We start from the raw sequence: 17,093 nt of genomic DNA, 5'->3' as shown, positions 1-17,093 counted from the left end.
GGGTTTAAGATTTGTTGTTATGAAGAATACTATAATCCTGTTTTCTCAAAATCAATGAAATCACCAGGATCGGGATGATCGCCATGACTGTTTTTTTCCCTACTTCATCCGTGATGATTTCCGAGGTCTTCATCTCTCCCACACCAGTATACATTTTCTGGAACTCAGCTTCCCCTATATTTTTGACGAGCTCGGCTTTCCCCTGTATCATCAGGTCCTTCATCTGTGCAATGTAGGCTGTAAAGACGGAAGGATCGATGTAAGTTACAAAAAAATAGATCAGCCAGCCGGCGATCAATGCACCAACGGTATTCACAACGTAACCGATGGTTAATGCCTCCCATAAATGCAAAAAGCCATTTCCTACCTTCTTCCGATAATACCAGCAAGCGCCGGCGATAAGAATGATGTGGATTCCGATGTCCATCACCCTGTTGTTCCCCAGCGGCACGACCCCCAGCGCGTGAAGCCCGAGGAAGAACGCGAACACCAGTATGCCCAGCGCCAGCCCGAACAGCAGCGACAGTTTTAAAATAGGTTTATTAAAATATGCTACAATCGAATTCATTGGAACCACTCCTGTTTACCATTATTGATCACCCCTCTTACCTTGCCCCTCAGCGTCTGTCCCAGGAACGGCGTATTTTTTGATTTGGAATAACTTCTGCCAAATACCCATTCCGCATTCGGGTCGAAGAATGTGAGGTTGGCGGCGGCACCTTCCGCAATGCTTATCTCCGGCAGCCGCAAAACGCGCCGGGGCTGTGTGGTCAGTTTTTCCACGATATCTTCCACCACCAGGCCGCTATGCATTACAGCTAATGCAAATGCGGTTTCCAGACCGGTTATTCCAAAATCCGCATGATCGAATTCGAGGTTTTTACTTTCCTCGTCGTGCGGGTTATGGTCTGAAACGATGGCATCGATAGTACCATCGGCAAGGCCCTGGCGTAGCGCCGCATTGTCTTCCGGAGAACGGAACGGCGGGTTTACTTTCAGGTTGGTATCAAAGCCGATCAGGTCTTTGTCCTCAAATGCGAGTTGGTGCGCGGCAATATCCGCCGAAACCGGCAGGCCTTTCGCTTTCGCTTCGCGGATGAGTTCCACGCCGCGCACGGTCGACAGCAGCGAAACGTGCAGTACCGGTGCGGAAGTGTCGTAAGTATTTTTTTCCAATGCGTATTCCAGCAGTTTCAGGTCGCGGATGAGCATCATCTCTTCGGCCAATGCGGGCATTCCCTTCATACCCACGAGCGTGCTCGTTACGCCTTCGTGCATTTGCCCGTAAAGCGTAAGTTCGCGGTCTTCGGGGCGGTTGATGAGCAATGCATTCAGCGGTCGCAGATAGAGAATGGTTTTCAAAAGCAGGTCCGCATTCTGCACCGGGTTTTCACCGTCTGTAAATGCGATAGCGCCTGCCTGGTGCAAATCCATCATTTCGGTAAAATCCACGCCGTCGGCCTTTTTCGTTACCGCCGCAGCCGGATGCAAAGTCACCAGCCCGCCGAAGCTGCTATGCCGGATGTAGTTCAAAGTATCCTTGGTATCGACAACGGGCTGGGTATTCGGCAGGAGCACGATCTCCGTGAAGCCGCCATGCGCCGCCGCTACGCGCACCGAATGCAAATCTTCCTTATGTTCGAAACCGGGGTCGCGTCCCTGCACGCGCATATCCACCCAGCCTGCGGATACGTGCAGGCCTGTGCCGTCGATCACCTGCGCATTGCCTGCGTCGAGGCTGTCGCCAATTTGTTTAATCTTCCCATCCTCGATCAGAATATCTTTCACCTGACCATCGAAGGGCGATTTTTTATCAATTACCCGAACCGAGCTAACTAACAATTTCATATTCGTTTTAAACTAAACACCGGGAATGAAGCATTGTACCGGTTTCAAAAAAAAAGCTCCAAATGGAGCTTCAAACCTAATATCAGGCACCTATAAATTTCTGGTAGTCTTCGGCCGACATCAATCCGTCTTCGTCGCCGGGGTTAGTCAGTTTAATTTTCACCATCCATCCATCGCCATAAGGATCGGTGTTCACAAGTTCGGGCTCGCCGTCGAGTTCAGGATTTACTTCCAGTACTGTTCCTGCAACGGGAATAAAAAGGTCTGAAACCGTTTTTACCGCTTCTACCGAACCAAAAATATCACCTTTGCCAAGTTCTTCGCCAACTGTGTTAATGTCCACATACACAATGTCACCTAATTCATTCTGGGCATATTCGGTGATTCCGATAATTGCCGTATCTCCTTCAATACGAATCCATTCGTGATCTTCTGTGTATTTGAGTTCTGATGGAAAATTCATGATAAAATCAGGTAAGTAGGTGAACATCTTTGGAGCGCAAATTACACGATGTAAGCTGTATTTTCCAAATCAAAATATTATTCAGCCAAATTGAATTTCAGCTGCACACCACCGGCCGTACTGGCGCGGTAGAACGAGTTGGAAACCAGCGGATCGTTGAATGTGCGGTCGAAATAGAATTGTACGCTCAAACGGTTGTTGACCATATAATTGACCGTCGGACGCAGCTGGAAGTTGATGTTACCGGCGATAGGGATATTCTCGCCGTCGAATTTCCGCTGGATCGAGCGGGTATCTCGGAACGTCATCGCAAGCTGCATCGTCATATCGTTTTTCAGCTTCTTCTTCACACCATTGATCTTGAACGGCAGCGGCACATTGTTTTTGGTAAAACCAATGTTCACCGTAATGTCCTGGTTGAAGAGCTCGGCCACCTGCGAGTTCGAGAGGTTCAATGCAATGGTACGGTCGCGGTTGTACTCCACACGTGCGGTTATGCGGCTTTGCGTGCGCATCTCTACGCCCACAAGCGGCTGGAATTTCTCGGAAAGAGTAATAGTACTCATCGCAAATACCGGAATGTATTGTCCGAGGTCGTTCAGGCGCGACGACAATGGGTAACCTGTTACGGCAAGGTTCACATAAAGTGCTTCATAGTCGAGCGACGACGTGAAGTTACCTACGCTGTAATTGGACATATACTTATGCCGCAATGTAAATGAGCTGAACAGCCGCTTGAATGCCGGGATCGACGAAAGACCGGAATAGTTCAAATCCCAGTTCGGCATCGGGAATTTCAGGAACGGGTTCGTGCGGACGGTTTTAGGATCTTTGCCGGTATAAGCCGCGAAGAATGCCGAAATGAGTACGTCCTGCGATGTCTCGTTGTATTCGCCGCCGCTGTTGTTCTCCGCATTCAGGCGGTCGCGCAGGATAGCCCGGTAAGCGCGGAACTTGTCGAATACCGGCGAAGAATTATCCCTCCGCATTTTAGCAAAAGCAGTCCTGAACGACATGAACGACATACTGAACTGGCCATTCCGCAGCGGGCTTTGCGATACGAAATTCCCGGAAGAATCAGGTCGGTAGAATTCCTGGTAAGCATCCTGCCGCGTCAGACGCGCCTCGATGATCAACCGGAAATCCTTGAATGGCTCCAATGTGGTATTGGCCGAGAAGTTCTTCGCGATGGTCTGCTGGAACGGCATGTTCTGCTGCTGGCTCTTGGTGATCCAGCCCTTTTCCGCGGCTTTCACCTGGAAGTTACGGTCCTGCTGACCCAATACAAAGCCTAGCCCCGGTGCATTGGCATTATCGAGCCCGAAGTATTTAGGCGCTCTCAGGTAGCCGGGTAATGCAGTTGTTTCCAAAACCGAGTAGCTGACATTGATACCGCGGACAGTCATCAAAACCCGGGTAAGGTTCTTTACAATGTCGGTCGTGCGCATATCGATGTCCTCGATATCACCCGGGCTCCGCGCGAAGTTCTTCCTTGCAGCCGACGGCGTGTTGGCAAATTTGAGGTAGCGGAGTTTGTTATAAAGCAATACAAAATCCACCTTACCGGTAACTCCCCGCTCGCGGCTGTTGCGGATAATGTCCCCGAACGGCAGGCCGGTCGTATCCTTCAAATTCAATGCATTGGCCTGATAGTTGTATCCGATCGAATGCTTGTAGTCGGCCGACATCCAGTCGAGTACTGGTATTTTGTCGAGCGGCAAGCGGTAGGTCAGGTCGATTTTCTGGTCGAAATTCTTGATACGCCCCAGCTTTTTAAAGTTGCTCCAAAGTGAATCTTTCTTTTCGCCGGTATTGATATCGCCTTCCGGCTCGTCCACGATCGAGTTGGCCGTGGCGGCGTAGGTGAGCGTCATGTTACGCGTCAGGTTCCAGCCGAAGTCGTAGTAGCGGTTAAACCAGAAATATTTTTCATACAATGGCTGCATACCGTCGGTGGTGAGGTCCGCATTGCGCAACTGCGTTTTCAGGAAGCGGCGATCCACATCGGTACGCAGCGAAACCATATTCGGCAAGAGCGTCACATTGAATTCCTTGATAAACTCCGCCCAGCGACCGGTGCCCTTCCATTGCTTGAATGGCTCGATGGCTTTCGGCTGGCTCGCGTACATATACGAAATGCCGGCCCGGTATGCGCGTTGGTTGTATTCCTGCGTCAGGATATTCCTTCGCTTATCATCGCTGAATGCGTAGCTGAATGAGAAATTTTCGAAATCAAAGAAGTGATTCTTAGCACCCGGCTTGGTCTTGACCTTTCGCACGTTCGAGAAGTTGAACCCTCGCTTGACGGCATTTTCCTCGACCATCCGCCTGTACCCATCCCGCTGTTCGTCGGTGAGCAGGTTGTCCAGCGAAGTACTCAATGGCGTATCCGGGTCGAGCGGGTCGAAATGCGGTTTCACATTCCTGCGGTCGTAGCTTACAAAAAGCGGGATCTGGAAGCCCCAGTTGGCAGGCAGCAGTTTGTCCACCGCGATGTTGGAAGAGAACCCGTATTCAGAAGTAAAGTTACGCGTACGCTCGCCAATGCGCTGCTGCACGGTACCGAACCCGAATGTCTCGATCCGGCCCGAAGCGGTCAATGTCGCGAAGTCCGCCAGCTTTGCATTCAGCTGCGCGATGGCCGCCATCCCCCCGGTATCATCAAAGCCTTCCACGTGCATTTCATCGACCCACAAACAGAACGATTTCGCACGCTCATCCACTGATTTCGGGTTCCGCATACCGATCATCATCACTTTCACAGCACTCAAATCGGGGTTACCGACAACGGTCAGTTTGTACCGGCGGTCGGAGCTAAATACGGTAAAAGGCACACTCAGGTTCTTGTCGAGCTGGCGGTTACGCTGCGCTTTTGCGTCGATCAGGTCGGCTAATGCAATGTTGATCTCATTGACTTCCGGCCAGATTTCAGTATCTGGCTGGTTGCCCGGCCTAGTCGCTTTCAGAGCCGAGAGATCGATTTCGTAATAGTTTTGGGTAAGGTCGGTACCAATCCGCATGAATGTACCCACCATATTGTCCTCATCCCGCTCGTTCTGCATGTGTACATACATACGCAGGCGCTTGCGGAAGAGCAGATCAAGGTTTACGTTTTTGAAAACTGCACGGGAATCACCATCACGCAGGTCGGTAACGCAGAGGCTCATTGACTGCTCGTTCAACAACAGCGGCGGGCGCTGCGTGTTGTCCTGATCGCGGATCCAGCCCGGAGGAATGTCGTACTTATATTTATCGCTATTCGCCTGGCTGTTTTCTTCAATACTTACAGTTCCAACCGTAAATTTTGCGTCATAAGGCTCAGGCACTTCCTGCAAGCCCGGAGCATCGAGATTGTAGGTATACTTCCGGTATTGCTGGCCCACCATTTGCAGCTGCGCGAAACGCAATACCACCGGTTGCTGAAAATCGGTGAGGTACATGCGCATGAAACGGATCGATTTGAAACCGTTCATACTTCCCACCATTCCTGAAAACTCTTTAATAGGAACGCGGAAGAGGTACCAGGTCTGCTGGTCGGCGGTGTTTACCGTTTTATCCACGATATAACCGTTACCCACCGCAAGTTGCCCTGGTTTCAGGTCGATTTCGTACTCGTAGTAAGATTCGTTGTCGTTGATCGTGTTATCGACATTCATATCCTCGCCGTCGGGAATGTTGGTCGATGCCGGTGTAACGTCCACGGAGCGGCCCTGGCTTTCGGGCGAGTTGTTCTCCATCCCGATGTAATTTTTGTAGCGTTCCAATACTTTCCGGTCCTCGCTGTCGAGATCAGCTCCCAAAAAGAACTGGAAATCGTCACCGGAAGGGTCGGCCAGGATTTTCGCGCGGGCTTCCGCGGTAAGGTTGGCAGGTAGCCGATCGATGAAGTTTTTAAAGAAAGCACGTTCTTCTTCATTGGTCAAACCATCCAGACCGACATCCTGCTTCTGGCGTGCACCATCCTCATTGCTGAATGCATTGATCAGGTACTGCGATTTGGTAGCATATCCCCAGGCCGTCGAATCTACATTCACACCTACCTGCTTGGGCACTAGCGGCAAACCGTTTTCGAAGTTGTAGCGCTCGTCGGGAATTACATCCTCCGAAATATCCCCGAGGTTGAATACCAGCTTTCCACCGGTTGTGTTAGGGCTTTCGTTTGCAGAACCGTCCCGGATTACACCATATTTAGGGTCGTTGATGAACGGATCCAGCATCCAGAACTCGATGCTTTCGATGTTGGCATTATCAAAGTCGTTATCCGAAGTAATGGCGCGGCTCAAAGCCCCGAAGTTATTCTTCGGAGTTTTCATGCGACCGTCCGGGTTGAGATCGGTATTGTAATTGTACATCCCGCGTTCGCTTGGATAATAGGCAATATCAAGCACCTGCTGCGGGTAAGTTACCAGCCCGGCGATGGCGCGGTTGGGGAAAATCTGATTGGGGAGATAAAGCCGCTCGTAATAGTTTTTACGGTCGTCGTCTGTGAAATTGGTAGGTGGCTGGTAACCTCCGCCCAGGCCTTGTACGCCGCCAAAGATGTTGTCGACGGTATAGGCCGAAATTTTGGCACGCTTGTAGCCGTAGTTAAGGTTTTTGCCGTCAAATCCATCCCTGAACTTGGTAGGTACCGCGGCCAGGCGCCATTTCTGTGGCTGGCGTGCCAGATCGTAAACCGTACGCGCCGCTTCGAAATCATCCACGAGCGAGCGGTTATTCACATCCTTCGAAACGCCGGGAAGTAACTTGGCAAACTCACCCTTGAACTGGATCGAAGACATTTCCTTGGTCTGGATCAGCGGTAATGCATCCAGCCACTTGGTCAGGAACGGTGCGTCCTTGCGGAAATTGACATCGAACCCAAGCATCGTATTGTTCACAGGCTCGTTACCAATGGAAACCCGCGAAAGGAAACCGGCGGTACGTTCCTTGTATTTCATGGCGGTAAGGCCGACGCTCAGATTGCGGTTAACAACATAATCGAGACGCGTTCCTACCAAAGTCCTGATCTGGTTCTGGAACATATCCGGGCGTTCATACTCGATCACGATTTCGCGACCGGACGCCAGTACACTTGAATTCAGAATCCGTACCCGGCCGATCTGCGCTTCCACGATATAATCCGAGCCCGGAGAAAGCGGTACCCCACCGGAAGTCACGGTTACGGAAGTTTCCAGCACACCAAACGGCAGCTGCACCTCGGCGCCCCCACTCGATTGGTAAGCACCTTTGATGAAGAATTTGTTACGCTCCGAAACCTGCTGCGCATCGATCATCGTCGTGCGGTACAGCTCATTGAACACATATTTGTTGCGGTACACATCCTCACCGGGACCGAATTTGCGGGAAAGGTTGCTACCGAATGGTTCCAGCACCGGGAAGATAATGCGCCCCGTTTTGCTGTCCATGGTAATGCCGTCCACAAAGTCGAAGTTACCGTCGGGTTGCAGGTCGTTGACCGGGTTCAGGCGGTCGAGGCCGGAGAGACGTATCAGCGGAATATTGGCAATGCTACTTTCCTGTAAATTCGGGTTATCGATACCAGTCTGGTCGTCTTTGTAAATAACCCTTAGCTGAAACCCTTGCTTGTCGATCTGGCTGGTACCAAGCGAATAGATGTTTTTCATCATCAGATCCCACATCGGCAACTTCGTATTATTCCGGATCGTCGAAGATTTCAGCAATTTCAATGCAATTACCTCATCGTCCTTGCGCGCCTGGTAATCCTCGGTAAGCTCCCCTACCTTGAAGGCACGGCCATTCAGGGTATATTCATAAGAAACCGCCAATACTTCGTCATTGCGGAGCGCATTGGTAAGGGAGATGTAGCCAAGCTGCGGATGGAATGTATAGTCACGGTCGACGATCAGTCGTTTCGCACCGCGTAGCAATTCATAATCGATTGTTTTTTCCAAACCAAAGCCGGAAATGGCCGTGTTCGTATTATCAACCTGCCGGAAAGCAGAGTTGTCGCTCAGCTTTTTATAAAGGCCGTTGGCATCGTTGCTCGCCGGTGAGGTGGAGCGTACCGGCTGCAAATTGGGATTACCGGCACGATACGGCGCAGGCTCGCCCAAATCGGCGAAACCGGCAATATTCCGGAGTGACTCGGTGGTGGTCGTACGGTTGGTCACATACACTTCAAGGCGCGTCACAGTCACACCCGAGGTAATGGTCGGCGTGTTTTGCAGCGAGCTTTCGTAAATGTTGCGGAAATATTGGGAGAGGAAGAAGTTGCGGTTCTCATCATAAGTATCGGCCCGCAATTCGAAGTCACGGCTTTGCGCTCCGCCGCGTAACGTGATCCGTTCTTTACTTGATTTTTGCTGGGATGCAACGAAAGTGGCGCTCAGACGTCCGAACTGAAAGTCGGTTTTCAAACCAAACAAATTCTGTACACCGGGGATCAATTGGCTGTTAATGGCCCAGTTGATATTACCTGCCTCAATTTTACGGATAAAGCTTTCTTCCGGATTCTTATAATTCAGCTTGATCGCATTCTCGAAGTTGAAGTTCGCCTTGGTATCGAAGTTGGTCTGGAACCCGAGCATATCGCCGAGCTTCGCATCGAAGTTGATATTGATCTGCTCATTGAAAATGAACTGGGTATTCTTTCGCTGGCGGATAGGAATGGCGGGGTTATCGAGGAACTGGTGCATAAGCCCAAGGTCCAGCGATACAAAACCCGTCGGCTTGAAATTCACAAAATCATCCCCAAGCAACTTGGTCAGGCCCGGTGGAAGGTCGAGCTTCGGCAGCAGCCCGCGGGCACCCATGGCGCTGTTGCCGTCCTGCCTGCCCGCGTACTCGCGCAGGAGGCTTTTGAATGCGCGGTCCTCCTGGATTTTATCGTAGGTAGCGAGGTCCATCCGCTCCGGCAGACGGTAATTCAATGCCGGGCTGGGCATTGACGCCGCTGCTCCGGGAGCCGCTGCTCCGGGAGTCGGTACTCCGGGAGCCGCTGCTCCGGGACCAGCCGGCACGCCAGGAGTAGATACGCCCGGCGTTTGAATTTTCTCGGTTACTGCAACTTTACCTGCACTGTCGAGCGTAATGTTGGTGATGATATTGTTCGGTTCGCGCAGGTAGAATGGCGAACGCGGCCGTGGTTCCGAGATACGGTTGGAATAATAATCCTTCCATCGCATGATCAGCTGAGAGCCGGATCGATCGATGTTTTTCTTGGTGGTATCTTCTTTAAGCGTGTCTGCAAGTATGGCCCATTCCTGTGCCTGCTCCGCATATGGTTCGCCCTTGCCGCCTGAAACGTTCACGAGTAACACCGCTCCGGCCGAAATGCTTAATACCTTAAAAAGAAATGAGTAAATCGTTGATGACAAGGTAATATACTTATTTAGAGAAGGTTGTATTTACAAACAAATCCATCAACGCGATTACACGGTTGTAAAATTTTTCACCCAATATCATTGCAGTTTCCGGTTAACGTAACGCCAGTTTAATCAGATTTTCAACGCTTATAGACTGCCCCTCACGCTTGATGATGGCATCCAGACTTTTCTCCGCCGTAGCCTTGGGAATACCCAAAGTAACGAGCGCAGCCAACGCTTCGCTCCGAAGAGCGTTTGACGACGTTTCGACAGATCGCGGACCTGTTGAAACGAGTTCTTCCTTTCGAATTTTGTCTCTTAGTTCGAGGATTACGCGTTGAGCAGTCTTGGACCCTATACCTTTGATCGACTGGATCAGGCGCAGGTCTTCATCAATGATCCCTTGCCGGATTTCCGAAGAGGAAAGCGAGGAAAGCATTACGAGCGCTGTCGACGGCCCGATTCCTGAAATGCTTGTCAGATCCAGGAACAGCTTTTTCTCATCATTCCCCCAAAACCCGTAAAGGACGTGGGCATCTTCCCGTATATTGAGAAACGTTACCAGCTTGCACCGGGCACCGATATCGGGGAGCGAAGTGTAGGTCTGCAATGAGATCCTGACTTCGTAACCTACTCCATTGACATCGATGATAGCGTACGCTGGGTCTTTATAAGTTACAATCCCGTTAACGTAGGCAATCATAAAAATAGTATGTGTATGTTGAAGCGTTAATTTCTAGGTCGAAATGATCAATTTTTGGCCAGGCTTGATCGAGTTGCCCCTGATCTTGTTCCGCTTTTTCAGCTGCCCGATTTCCAAACCGTATCGCTGCGAAATAATCCATAATGTATCTCCTTTTTGTACGGTATGATAACGTTTCCGGGTATGACGCTGCTGCTTGGCCAATTGCTCATCATCCTGCTGTGGCTTCACTTTGGCCGCGATACGCGTTGCTGGTACGGTTTCCTTCACCTCTTTGTAGATTACCAGGCGCTGTCCTCTGCGGATATTGTTGCGGCGGATATGGTTCCATTTGCGAAGCGACACGACCGATACGCCATACTTACGGGCAATGCCGGCCAGTACGTCGCCGCGGCGGACTGTGTAGGATACGCGTTTGGTGCGGCTGCGCTGAACAACTTGCTCCTCGCCCTCTTCTTCATCATACGCTTCGTCGTCCGATACATTCTGAACGTTCGATGCGAGCACGTAGGGGAATGAGCCGTTGCCGCCAAGCGAATCCGTTTTGGTACTGTCGGCTTTGGCCACCATTACGTCGGAAGAAAGGTATCTTCTCGTGCAGGAGTCCATGATCGATGAGCGGTTGCTCATCAGGTAAGTGAACCGTACGCTGGGTACTTTCAATACGAAATCACGCGTCTGGTCCGGGAGTACCTTCTTGGTAATCTGCGGATTCAGCTTTTTGAGAACTTCGAAATCAATGCTTGCATTGTCGCAGAAAGTTGCGAGGTCGATATAGCCGTCAATGTGAATGGTGTCGTTCGGGATCTGAAACTCGGTGTTTTCGGGGAAAATTCCGTGGTCGTAGCCGTAGTTCATCATGTAGTTCATGGCTACGTACTGCGGCACATACGAGCGGGTTTCGCGGGGGAGGACATTGTAGATCGTCCAGAAGGTAGTCCCGCGCGAGCGGCGCATGGCGCGTTTCACATTGCCCGGGCCTGTATTATACGAAGCGAGTGCAAGCTCCCAGTCGCCGAAGATTTTGTAAAGTTGTTTGAGATAGAGACAAGCGGCTTCGGTGGCTTTTGTGGGTTCGAAGCGTTCGTCGATGTATTTATCCTGGTAAAGACCGAATTCACGCCCGGTTGCCGGCATGAACTGCCAGAGGCCTCCTGCACGTGCGTGGGAAATGACCGTCGGGTTAAGCCCCGACTCGATCATGGAAAGGTATTTCAGTTCGGTAGGCAGGCCATGTTTCGCCAATGCTTTTTCAAACAGGGGAAAATAGAGCGGCATACGCTCCATCATCGTCCGGGTGAAAGTTGCTTTTTTGTAGATAAAGTATTCTACAAATTCGTGTGAAGATTTGTGGTAAGTAAGCGGAATCGATTTTTCCAGCTTTGCAAACCGTTCTTTCAAAAGCTCTTCCGGTACCGCCGGGTTAGCTCCGATCTCCTCGACTTCCGGAAGTGACGGCATCAAATCATCTTCTTCCTGAGCAATAGTCTCAACTGTATCCTGCCCGGACGTCAAACGCTCCTGTGGAACCATCGCCCCGACAGGCGCATTCCAGAATCCTGCACACATGGCCCCGAGCCACAATACTCTTTTCGAAATCCTCATTAATAAATGTTTTTTGAAGGTTAATCAATTCACGGTTTTCAATGGCTTGTACCTGTTGATGATCTGCTTACAGATAAAAGAGTCCTTTTGGGTTTTGAATTGGCCGAATGAATCAGAATAATCTCTAATACATTTTTAAATACTCGCAACATTCGCATTAAGAATAACGTAACATGGTCGCCTGTTATTCTGGCACGATAATTTTCTTAAAACTGTGGTAATAATACAGCCCTTGCTTTTTTGAACGAGCGCAAAAAAAGGGATGACTCCCTTACAAGCACTAGTTGCTCTGGTTGTATGCTATCGTCCCTTCCTTGTTCAGTTCCGTGAGGTAGTTGGCAAACGCCAGCATTTTTTCCTCCCCGAAATAAGGGGCCATGATCTGAATCCCGATCGGCATTCCCTGGTCGTCCAGCCCGTTCGGGATGGAAACCGCGGGATTACCCACGACATTCGCCTGCACGGTGAAAATGTCCGCAAGATACATTTGCAACGGATCTTCCGTTTTTTCACCAATCGTAAAAGCTGTGGTAGGTGTTACCGGGGAAACCAGGAAATCGAACTGCTCGAAAAACCGCCTCGTTTCCTCCCGCACCAATCTTCTAACGCGTTGCGCCTTGGTATAGTATGCGTCGTAATAATTTGCACTTAATACGAAAGTACCCAATAGTATTCTTCTCCTTACCTCATCTCCAAAACCTTCTGTACGAGTCTTTTTGTACATGCTTTCCAGATCCACGGATTCGGGGCTGCGGTAGCCGTACCGCACACCGTCGAAACGCGACAGGTTGGAACTCGCTTCGGCAGTGGTGAGTATATAATAGGTAGGTAAAAGCGAATCCAGCAACGGCATATCGATGCCTGTCACTTCATGCCCTTCCGCACGCAGGCGGTTGAGCACTTCCGAAGTTTGCCTGCGGATTTCCGGTGCTATCGCCTCATTCTCTACCGCACTCTTGATGTAACCGATTTTAGCTTTGCCTTTCCATTCCAGATTGGCCGTGTAAGCCGGCACCGGACGTTCAGAAACCGTGCTATCGAAATCATCGGCACCCGACATTACTTCCAGAAGCAATGCCGAATCCGCCACACTTTTGGTAATGGGGCCAATGCAGTCGAACGATGAAGCATAGGCGATAAGTCCAAAACGCGAAACGCGTCCGTAGGAAGGCTTGACGCCAATCACACCGCAGAATGCAGCCGGTTGGCGCACCGAGCCGCCCGTATCGCTTCCCAGCGAAGCATGGCAAAGCCCGGCCTGAACGGCTACCGCTGAACCACCCGACGACCCGCCGGGCACTTTGGCATTATTAACAGCATTCAGCACCGGCCCGAACGAAGAGTTTTCATTCGAAGAACCCATCGCAAACTCGTCGCAGTTTTGCCGCCCGATGATGATCGCGTCTTCATCGATAAGCCGCTGCACGGCGGTTGCGGTGTAGGGTGCCGTATAATTTTGAAGGATCTGGCTTCCGGCCTGCAAGCCGTGGCCAGTGAGGGAAAGCACATCTTTCAGACCGATCACCATGCCTGCCAGCTTTCCGGCAGTACCATCGGCGATCTTCGCATCCACGGCCAGAGCGGCCTTTTTTGCTTCCTCGGTATAAACTTCAACGAAAGCATTCAAATGCTTGTTAGCCTCTATTTTTTCCAAATAGCGGTCAACCAACTTGACGCACGTCAAACCTTCTTCGCGTAAATCTCTCTGAATTTCGGCCAGCGTCAGATACTCTTTCAAGGCAATTTTTTTGTGGGGTTGTAAATAAAGAATCAGAGCCGTTAAGTGGTAGCTTAATGGCTCTGGATCAAACCTTCGATAAGATGGAAGCGTTATTTGGGGTCTTCCATGCTTTTTTCAATATTTTCCTTAACGTCTTTAGTAGCGTTCTTGAACTCATTGATACCTTGCCCCAAACCGCGCATAAGTTCTGGGATTTTCTTTGCTCCGAAGAAAAGCAACACGAAAAGTGCAACCAGGAAGATCTCCTGTCCGCCCAACCCCATAATTCCTAAAACGGTTATTGATTCCATATCTGTTTCTTTTATTAATGTTTACAAAAATAACTATTCTTTTTTACAACAACCACCCCTACTCCCAACTTTTATCCGATATTAATTGTCTTGGAGGCCTTCTCCCAATCCGCGAACTTCGCGATATCGTCACCCAGCGTCTTGATGAGCCACACCACGAGTGCAACGTCGTCGGTAATGCCGATAACCGGCAGGAAGTCAGGAATAAGGTCTATGGGAGATACGAAATAAATGAGCACAGCGACTATCGACACTAAACTTTTCCAGGGGAGCTGCCTATACTCGCCGGAAGCGTAGGCTTTCACCATACGAAGTAACAGCTGCACGCTCGACTGAAATTCGGCGAGGTTCCCTTTGAAGCCTATTGTCTGAAGCTTCCCGATCACATCCCTGACAAGCTCGAACAAGCGGCTAGAATTTCTGGCATAACGTCCTGCTTTTCCCGTGGCCTTCCTGAAAAAAATCGACTCTAAAATCCGCGAAATCATTGATTGGTCCTTCATCGTACAAAGCAGGAAAAAGTGGTTAACAAAGCCATTATAACTATCAACTTACGGAAAAAATTGCGTGCCAGATCATCGCAGGGCCGCCATGCTAGCTCACAGCCGGACCGTTTGCGGCAAAAAATCAAATTCCGCTTGGTTTAAACAAATTATGTATCATACTTTTAGGAAAAAATATAAAAAGCATCAATTTCTATACAATTAACCATATTTCCCTATGAAGATTACTGTTGTAGGTGCGGGTGCGGTAGGCGCAACCACTGCCGATAATATCATTCGTCGTGAGCTGGCAGAAGAAGTGGTGTTGCTGGATATCAAGGAGGGTGTCAGCGAAGGTAAGTCACTGGATATGTACCAGACAGCCGCTTTGCTGGGATTCAACACCAGGCCCATCGGCTCGACCAATGATTACGAGAAGACCAAGGGCTCGGATGTGGTGGTGATCACCTCGGGATTGCCCCGTAAGCCGGGTATGACCCGCGAGGAGCTCATCGGCATCAATGCAGGAATCGTGAAGGGAGTGACAGAAAATTTGCTCAAATATTCGCCGAAAGCGATCGTGATCGTGGTGTCGAACCCGATGGACACGATGACCTACCTGGCATTGAAAGAATCGGGCATTCCTAAAAAACGCCTCATCGGTATGGGCGGTGCATTGGACAGCGCGCGTTTCAAAACCTATCTGGCAATGGCTATGGATGTTTCCCCGCTCGACATTCACGGCATGGTGATCGGCGGCCACGGCGACACGACGATGATCCCATTGACCCGCCTGGCGACTTACAATGGTATCCCCGTAAGCCGTTTCCTCTCGGCCGACCAGCTTGAAAAAGTAGCTGCCGACACGATGGTAGGCGGTGCTACGCTCACGAAACTGATCGGTACATCGGCATGGTACGCACCGGGTGCAGCCACGATGATGCTCGTGGAAAGCATTGTCCGCAACCAGAAGCGCATTGTGCCTTGTAGCGTGTACCTGAACGGCGAATATGGCCAGAAAGACATTTGTATGGGAGTACCTGTCGTTCTCGGCCGCAATGGCTGGGAGAAGATCATCAACCTGCGCCTGAGCGATGCCGAAAAAGCGGCATTCGAAAAGTCAGCGGAAGCCGTTCGCTCGATGAATGCGGCATTGAATCTGGCATAATACCTCATTCTATACCCAACAAAAAAGGTATCCGGCGAGCGTCGGATACCTTTTTTGTTGGGTATAAATGCAGGTCAAATGGAAATCTGGTATTGTAAAATCCAGCTGCCCTTCCGCCCATTTTTTTCCAGTTCGTTAGGCACGGAAGCGTTTTTATACACCGACCGGTTTTCGTAGTTGAGCGATAACTTGCCGGTATTCCCTTTGATCAGCCAGTTCACGCCCAGATTGTAAACATTCGAAGCATCCTGCAAACGGTCGTAGTCGCCGCGTTGCAACGAAGCGAAAGGCATTAATGTACCCTGGCTACCCAACAAACCGTCTTTCAGCTTATAACCGGCCTGCGCATAGATTACATTGCCCGTACCGAACATCGGGTATGCATTCCCGTGCGTACCGCCCACGCCCGCGATGGGTTGCGTGGTACCGGTGGCAGGGTTCATACTGCCGTTGTAGCGGAGATAGCCCTTGCCGTAATCCGTGCCAAAATAGCCAAGATAGGCCGACAATGCAGTTCCTTTCTCAGCATTCAAAGGCATATCCAGGTAAGCCGCCACCGACCAGAGCGTCATGTTGCTGTAAAGCGTATCGACGGCCTCCCTGCGCCACGTTGCATTCTTTTGTGAAGTAATGCCTGCCTCCACGTTCAAAACCTTGCGTTTGCCCAGGTATGTGCCGGTCATATAGCCCGGCGTGGTGTTGTCTTCGGTATCGAAAATATTGTAGATGAGCAGGCCCTGGTATTGCAAACTGTTTTTGCGCTGCGCGAAAACGGCATTCTGGTTAAGCGCCGCCGGTACAGAACCACTGGTTTCGACCGGGAATGGATCGGCCACGCTCACACGGTAATTGAACTTACCGATTTGTCCACGGCTGTAAACAGCCAGTTTCCGGGAAAACTGATCCGTCTGATCAACGGTCGCCTGGGCGAAAACAGGCACGTCCAGCGTCATGATGGTACCAATGCTGGGCTGCGAAAAACGGGAGAAGCCGTTAACGATCGTCAGGCCGCCACCGAAACGGATGAAATCGGTGCCTTTGCGCTGGACTTCATACTCGCCGACAGCGTCATGGAAAAATGCAGCGATTTTGCGCTGACTGGGGGTTCCGGCCGTATTGTAGGCAGGAAATGCACTCACTTTGTTGAAATTATTCATCCCGAACTGGGTGTAGAAGAATATCCTGTCGGTGAGCTGGCCGAACAGCTGCATGCGTGTGCGCCGCAGGCCGATATCGAAAGTATTGGTTTTAGGATCGCTCAAAACGGTGGTACCGGGGTTATTATCGTTCAACCTGAGCCACACCTGATTCGTGAATGTGAATTTTACATAATGTGAACCGGATTCGTTAAGATTGTAACGGATATCGTTTCGCTTGTTGTCGTCCTGGGACATGACGGGCTCCATAGCCGCAGCGGTGCCGAGGAGCATGAGGGAAAGGATTTTTTTCATTAAGAGTACTATTG

The 17,093-nt window shown here is 50.5% G+C and carries 11 protein-coding genes; 1 reads left to right on the top strand and 10 read right to left on the bottom strand.

Annotated elements, in window-relative coordinates:
* Positions 1-4: 4 nt before the first annotated feature.
* The 9 genes from BLQ88_RS16755 to BLQ88_RS16715 form a co-directional block, all read right to left on the bottom strand.
* Positions 5-568 (bottom strand): DUF4199 domain-containing protein, encoded by a 564-nt coding sequence (locus tag BLQ88_RS16755; RefSeq protein WP_090152269.1) that lies wholly within the window; start codon positions 566-568, stop codon positions 5-7.
* A complete protein-coding gene (locus BLQ88_RS16750) occupies positions 565-1,848 on the bottom strand; it encodes a dihydroorotase (protein WP_090152267.1) in 1,284 nt (427 codons plus the stop codon). Before BLQ88_RS16750 ends, BLQ88_RS16755 begins: the two co-directional genes overlap by 4 nt.
* 82 nt (positions 1,849-1,930) lie before the next feature.
* Positions 1,931-2,311, bottom strand: coding sequence for a glycine cleavage system protein GcvH (gene gcvH / locus BLQ88_RS16745; RefSeq protein WP_090152418.1), 381 nt, complete (start codon positions 2,309-2,311; stop codon positions 1,931-1,933).
* 77 nt (positions 2,312-2,388) lie between these two features.
* Positions 2,389-9,651, bottom strand: a complete 7,263-nt coding sequence (gene sov, locus BLQ88_RS16740) for a T9SS outer membrane translocon Sov/SprA (RefSeq protein WP_090152264.1) — start codon at positions 9,649-9,651, stop codon at positions 2,389-2,391.
* Positions 9,652-9,751: 100 nt separating this feature from the next.
* Entirely contained in the window at positions 9,752-10,342 is a 591-nt protein-coding gene (gene ruvA, locus BLQ88_RS16735) for a Holliday junction branch migration protein RuvA (RefSeq protein WP_090152261.1), read from the bottom strand.
* Positions 10,343-10,375: 33 nt separating this feature from the next.
* Entirely contained in the window at positions 10,376-11,947 is a 1,572-nt protein-coding gene (locus BLQ88_RS16730) for a lytic transglycosylase domain-containing protein (protein ID WP_229212718.1), read from the bottom strand.
* 280 nt (positions 11,948-12,227) lie between these two features.
* The gene (gene gatA, locus BLQ88_RS16725; protein WP_090152259.1) at positions 12,228-13,685 is read right to left on the bottom strand and encodes an Asp-tRNA(Asn)/Glu-tRNA(Gln) amidotransferase subunit GatA; all 1,458 of its coding nucleotides are present in this window, start codon (positions 13,683-13,685) and stop codon (positions 12,228-12,230) included.
* A gap of 92 nt (positions 13,686-13,777) precedes the next feature.
* Complete coding sequence (locus BLQ88_RS16720; RefSeq protein ID WP_015813903.1) at positions 13,778-13,978, bottom strand: Sec-independent protein translocase subunit TatA/TatB; 201 nt, start codon at positions 13,976-13,978, stop codon at positions 13,778-13,780.
* 71 nt (positions 13,979-14,049) lie between these two features.
* Positions 14,050-14,466, bottom strand: a complete 417-nt coding sequence (locus BLQ88_RS16715) for a YkvA family protein (RefSeq protein WP_090152413.1) — start codon at positions 14,464-14,466, stop codon at positions 14,050-14,052.
* A gap of 232 nt (positions 14,467-14,698) precedes the next feature.
* On the opposite strand from BLQ88_RS16715, the gene mdh reads away from it, so the two are divergent.
* Positions 14,699-15,628, top strand: a complete 930-nt coding sequence (gene mdh, locus BLQ88_RS16710) for a malate dehydrogenase (protein WP_090152256.1) — start codon at positions 14,699-14,701, stop codon at positions 15,626-15,628.
* A 74-nt stretch (positions 15,629-15,702) separates the two neighbouring features.
* Here the strand turns inward: mdh and BLQ88_RS16705 are convergent, their stop codons facing one another.
* On the bottom strand, positions 15,703-17,079 hold the full coding sequence (locus BLQ88_RS16705; RefSeq protein ID WP_090152252.1) for a hypothetical protein: 1,377 nt from the start codon (positions 17,077-17,079) through the stop codon (positions 15,703-15,705).
* Positions 17,080-17,093: the final 14 nt, after the last annotated feature.

Origin of the sequence: Dyadobacter soli, from assembly GCF_900101885.1 — a bacterium.
Lineage (GTDB): Bacteria > Bacteroidota > Bacteroidia > Cytophagales > Spirosomataceae > Dyadobacter > Dyadobacter soli.
The sequence above is the reverse complement of the archived record's forward strand: the minus strand, read 5'-3'. Positions and strand labels throughout refer to the sequence as shown.

Excerpts from the sequence above, each read along its gene's own strand:
- BLQ88_RS16755 (WP_090152269.1), bottom strand. The coding sequence starts at position 568 with ATGAATTCGATTGTAGCATATTTTAATAAACCTATTTTAAAACTGTCG.
- BLQ88_RS16750 (WP_090152267.1), bottom strand. The coding sequence starts at position 1,848 with ATGAAATTGTTAGTTAGCTCGGTTCGGGTAATTGATAAAAAATCGCCC.
- gcvH (WP_090152418.1), bottom strand. The coding sequence starts at position 2,311 with ATGAATTTTCCATCAGAACTCAAATACACAGAAGATCACGAATGGATT.
- ruvA (WP_090152261.1), bottom strand. The coding sequence starts at position 10,342 with ATGATTGCCTACGTTAACGGGATTGTAACTTATAAAGACCCAGCGTAC.
- BLQ88_RS16730 (WP_229212718.1), bottom strand. The coding sequence starts at position 11,947 with ATGAGGATTTCGAAAAGAGTATTGTGGCTCGGGGCCATGTGTGCAGGA.
- BLQ88_RS16720 (WP_015813903.1), bottom strand. The coding sequence starts at position 13,978 with ATGGAATCAATAACCGTTTTAGGAATTATGGGGTTGGGCGGACAGGAG.
- BLQ88_RS16715 (WP_090152413.1), bottom strand. The coding sequence starts at position 14,466 with ATGATTTCGCGGATTTTAGAGTCGATTTTTTTCAGGAAGGCCACGGGA.
- mdh (WP_090152256.1), top strand. The coding sequence starts at position 14,699 with ATGAAGATTACTGTTGTAGGTGCGGGTGCGGTAGGCGCAACCACTGCC.
- BLQ88_RS16705 (WP_090152252.1), bottom strand. The coding sequence starts at position 17,079 with ATGAAAAAAATCCTTTCCCTCATGCTCCTCGGCACCGCTGCGGCTATG.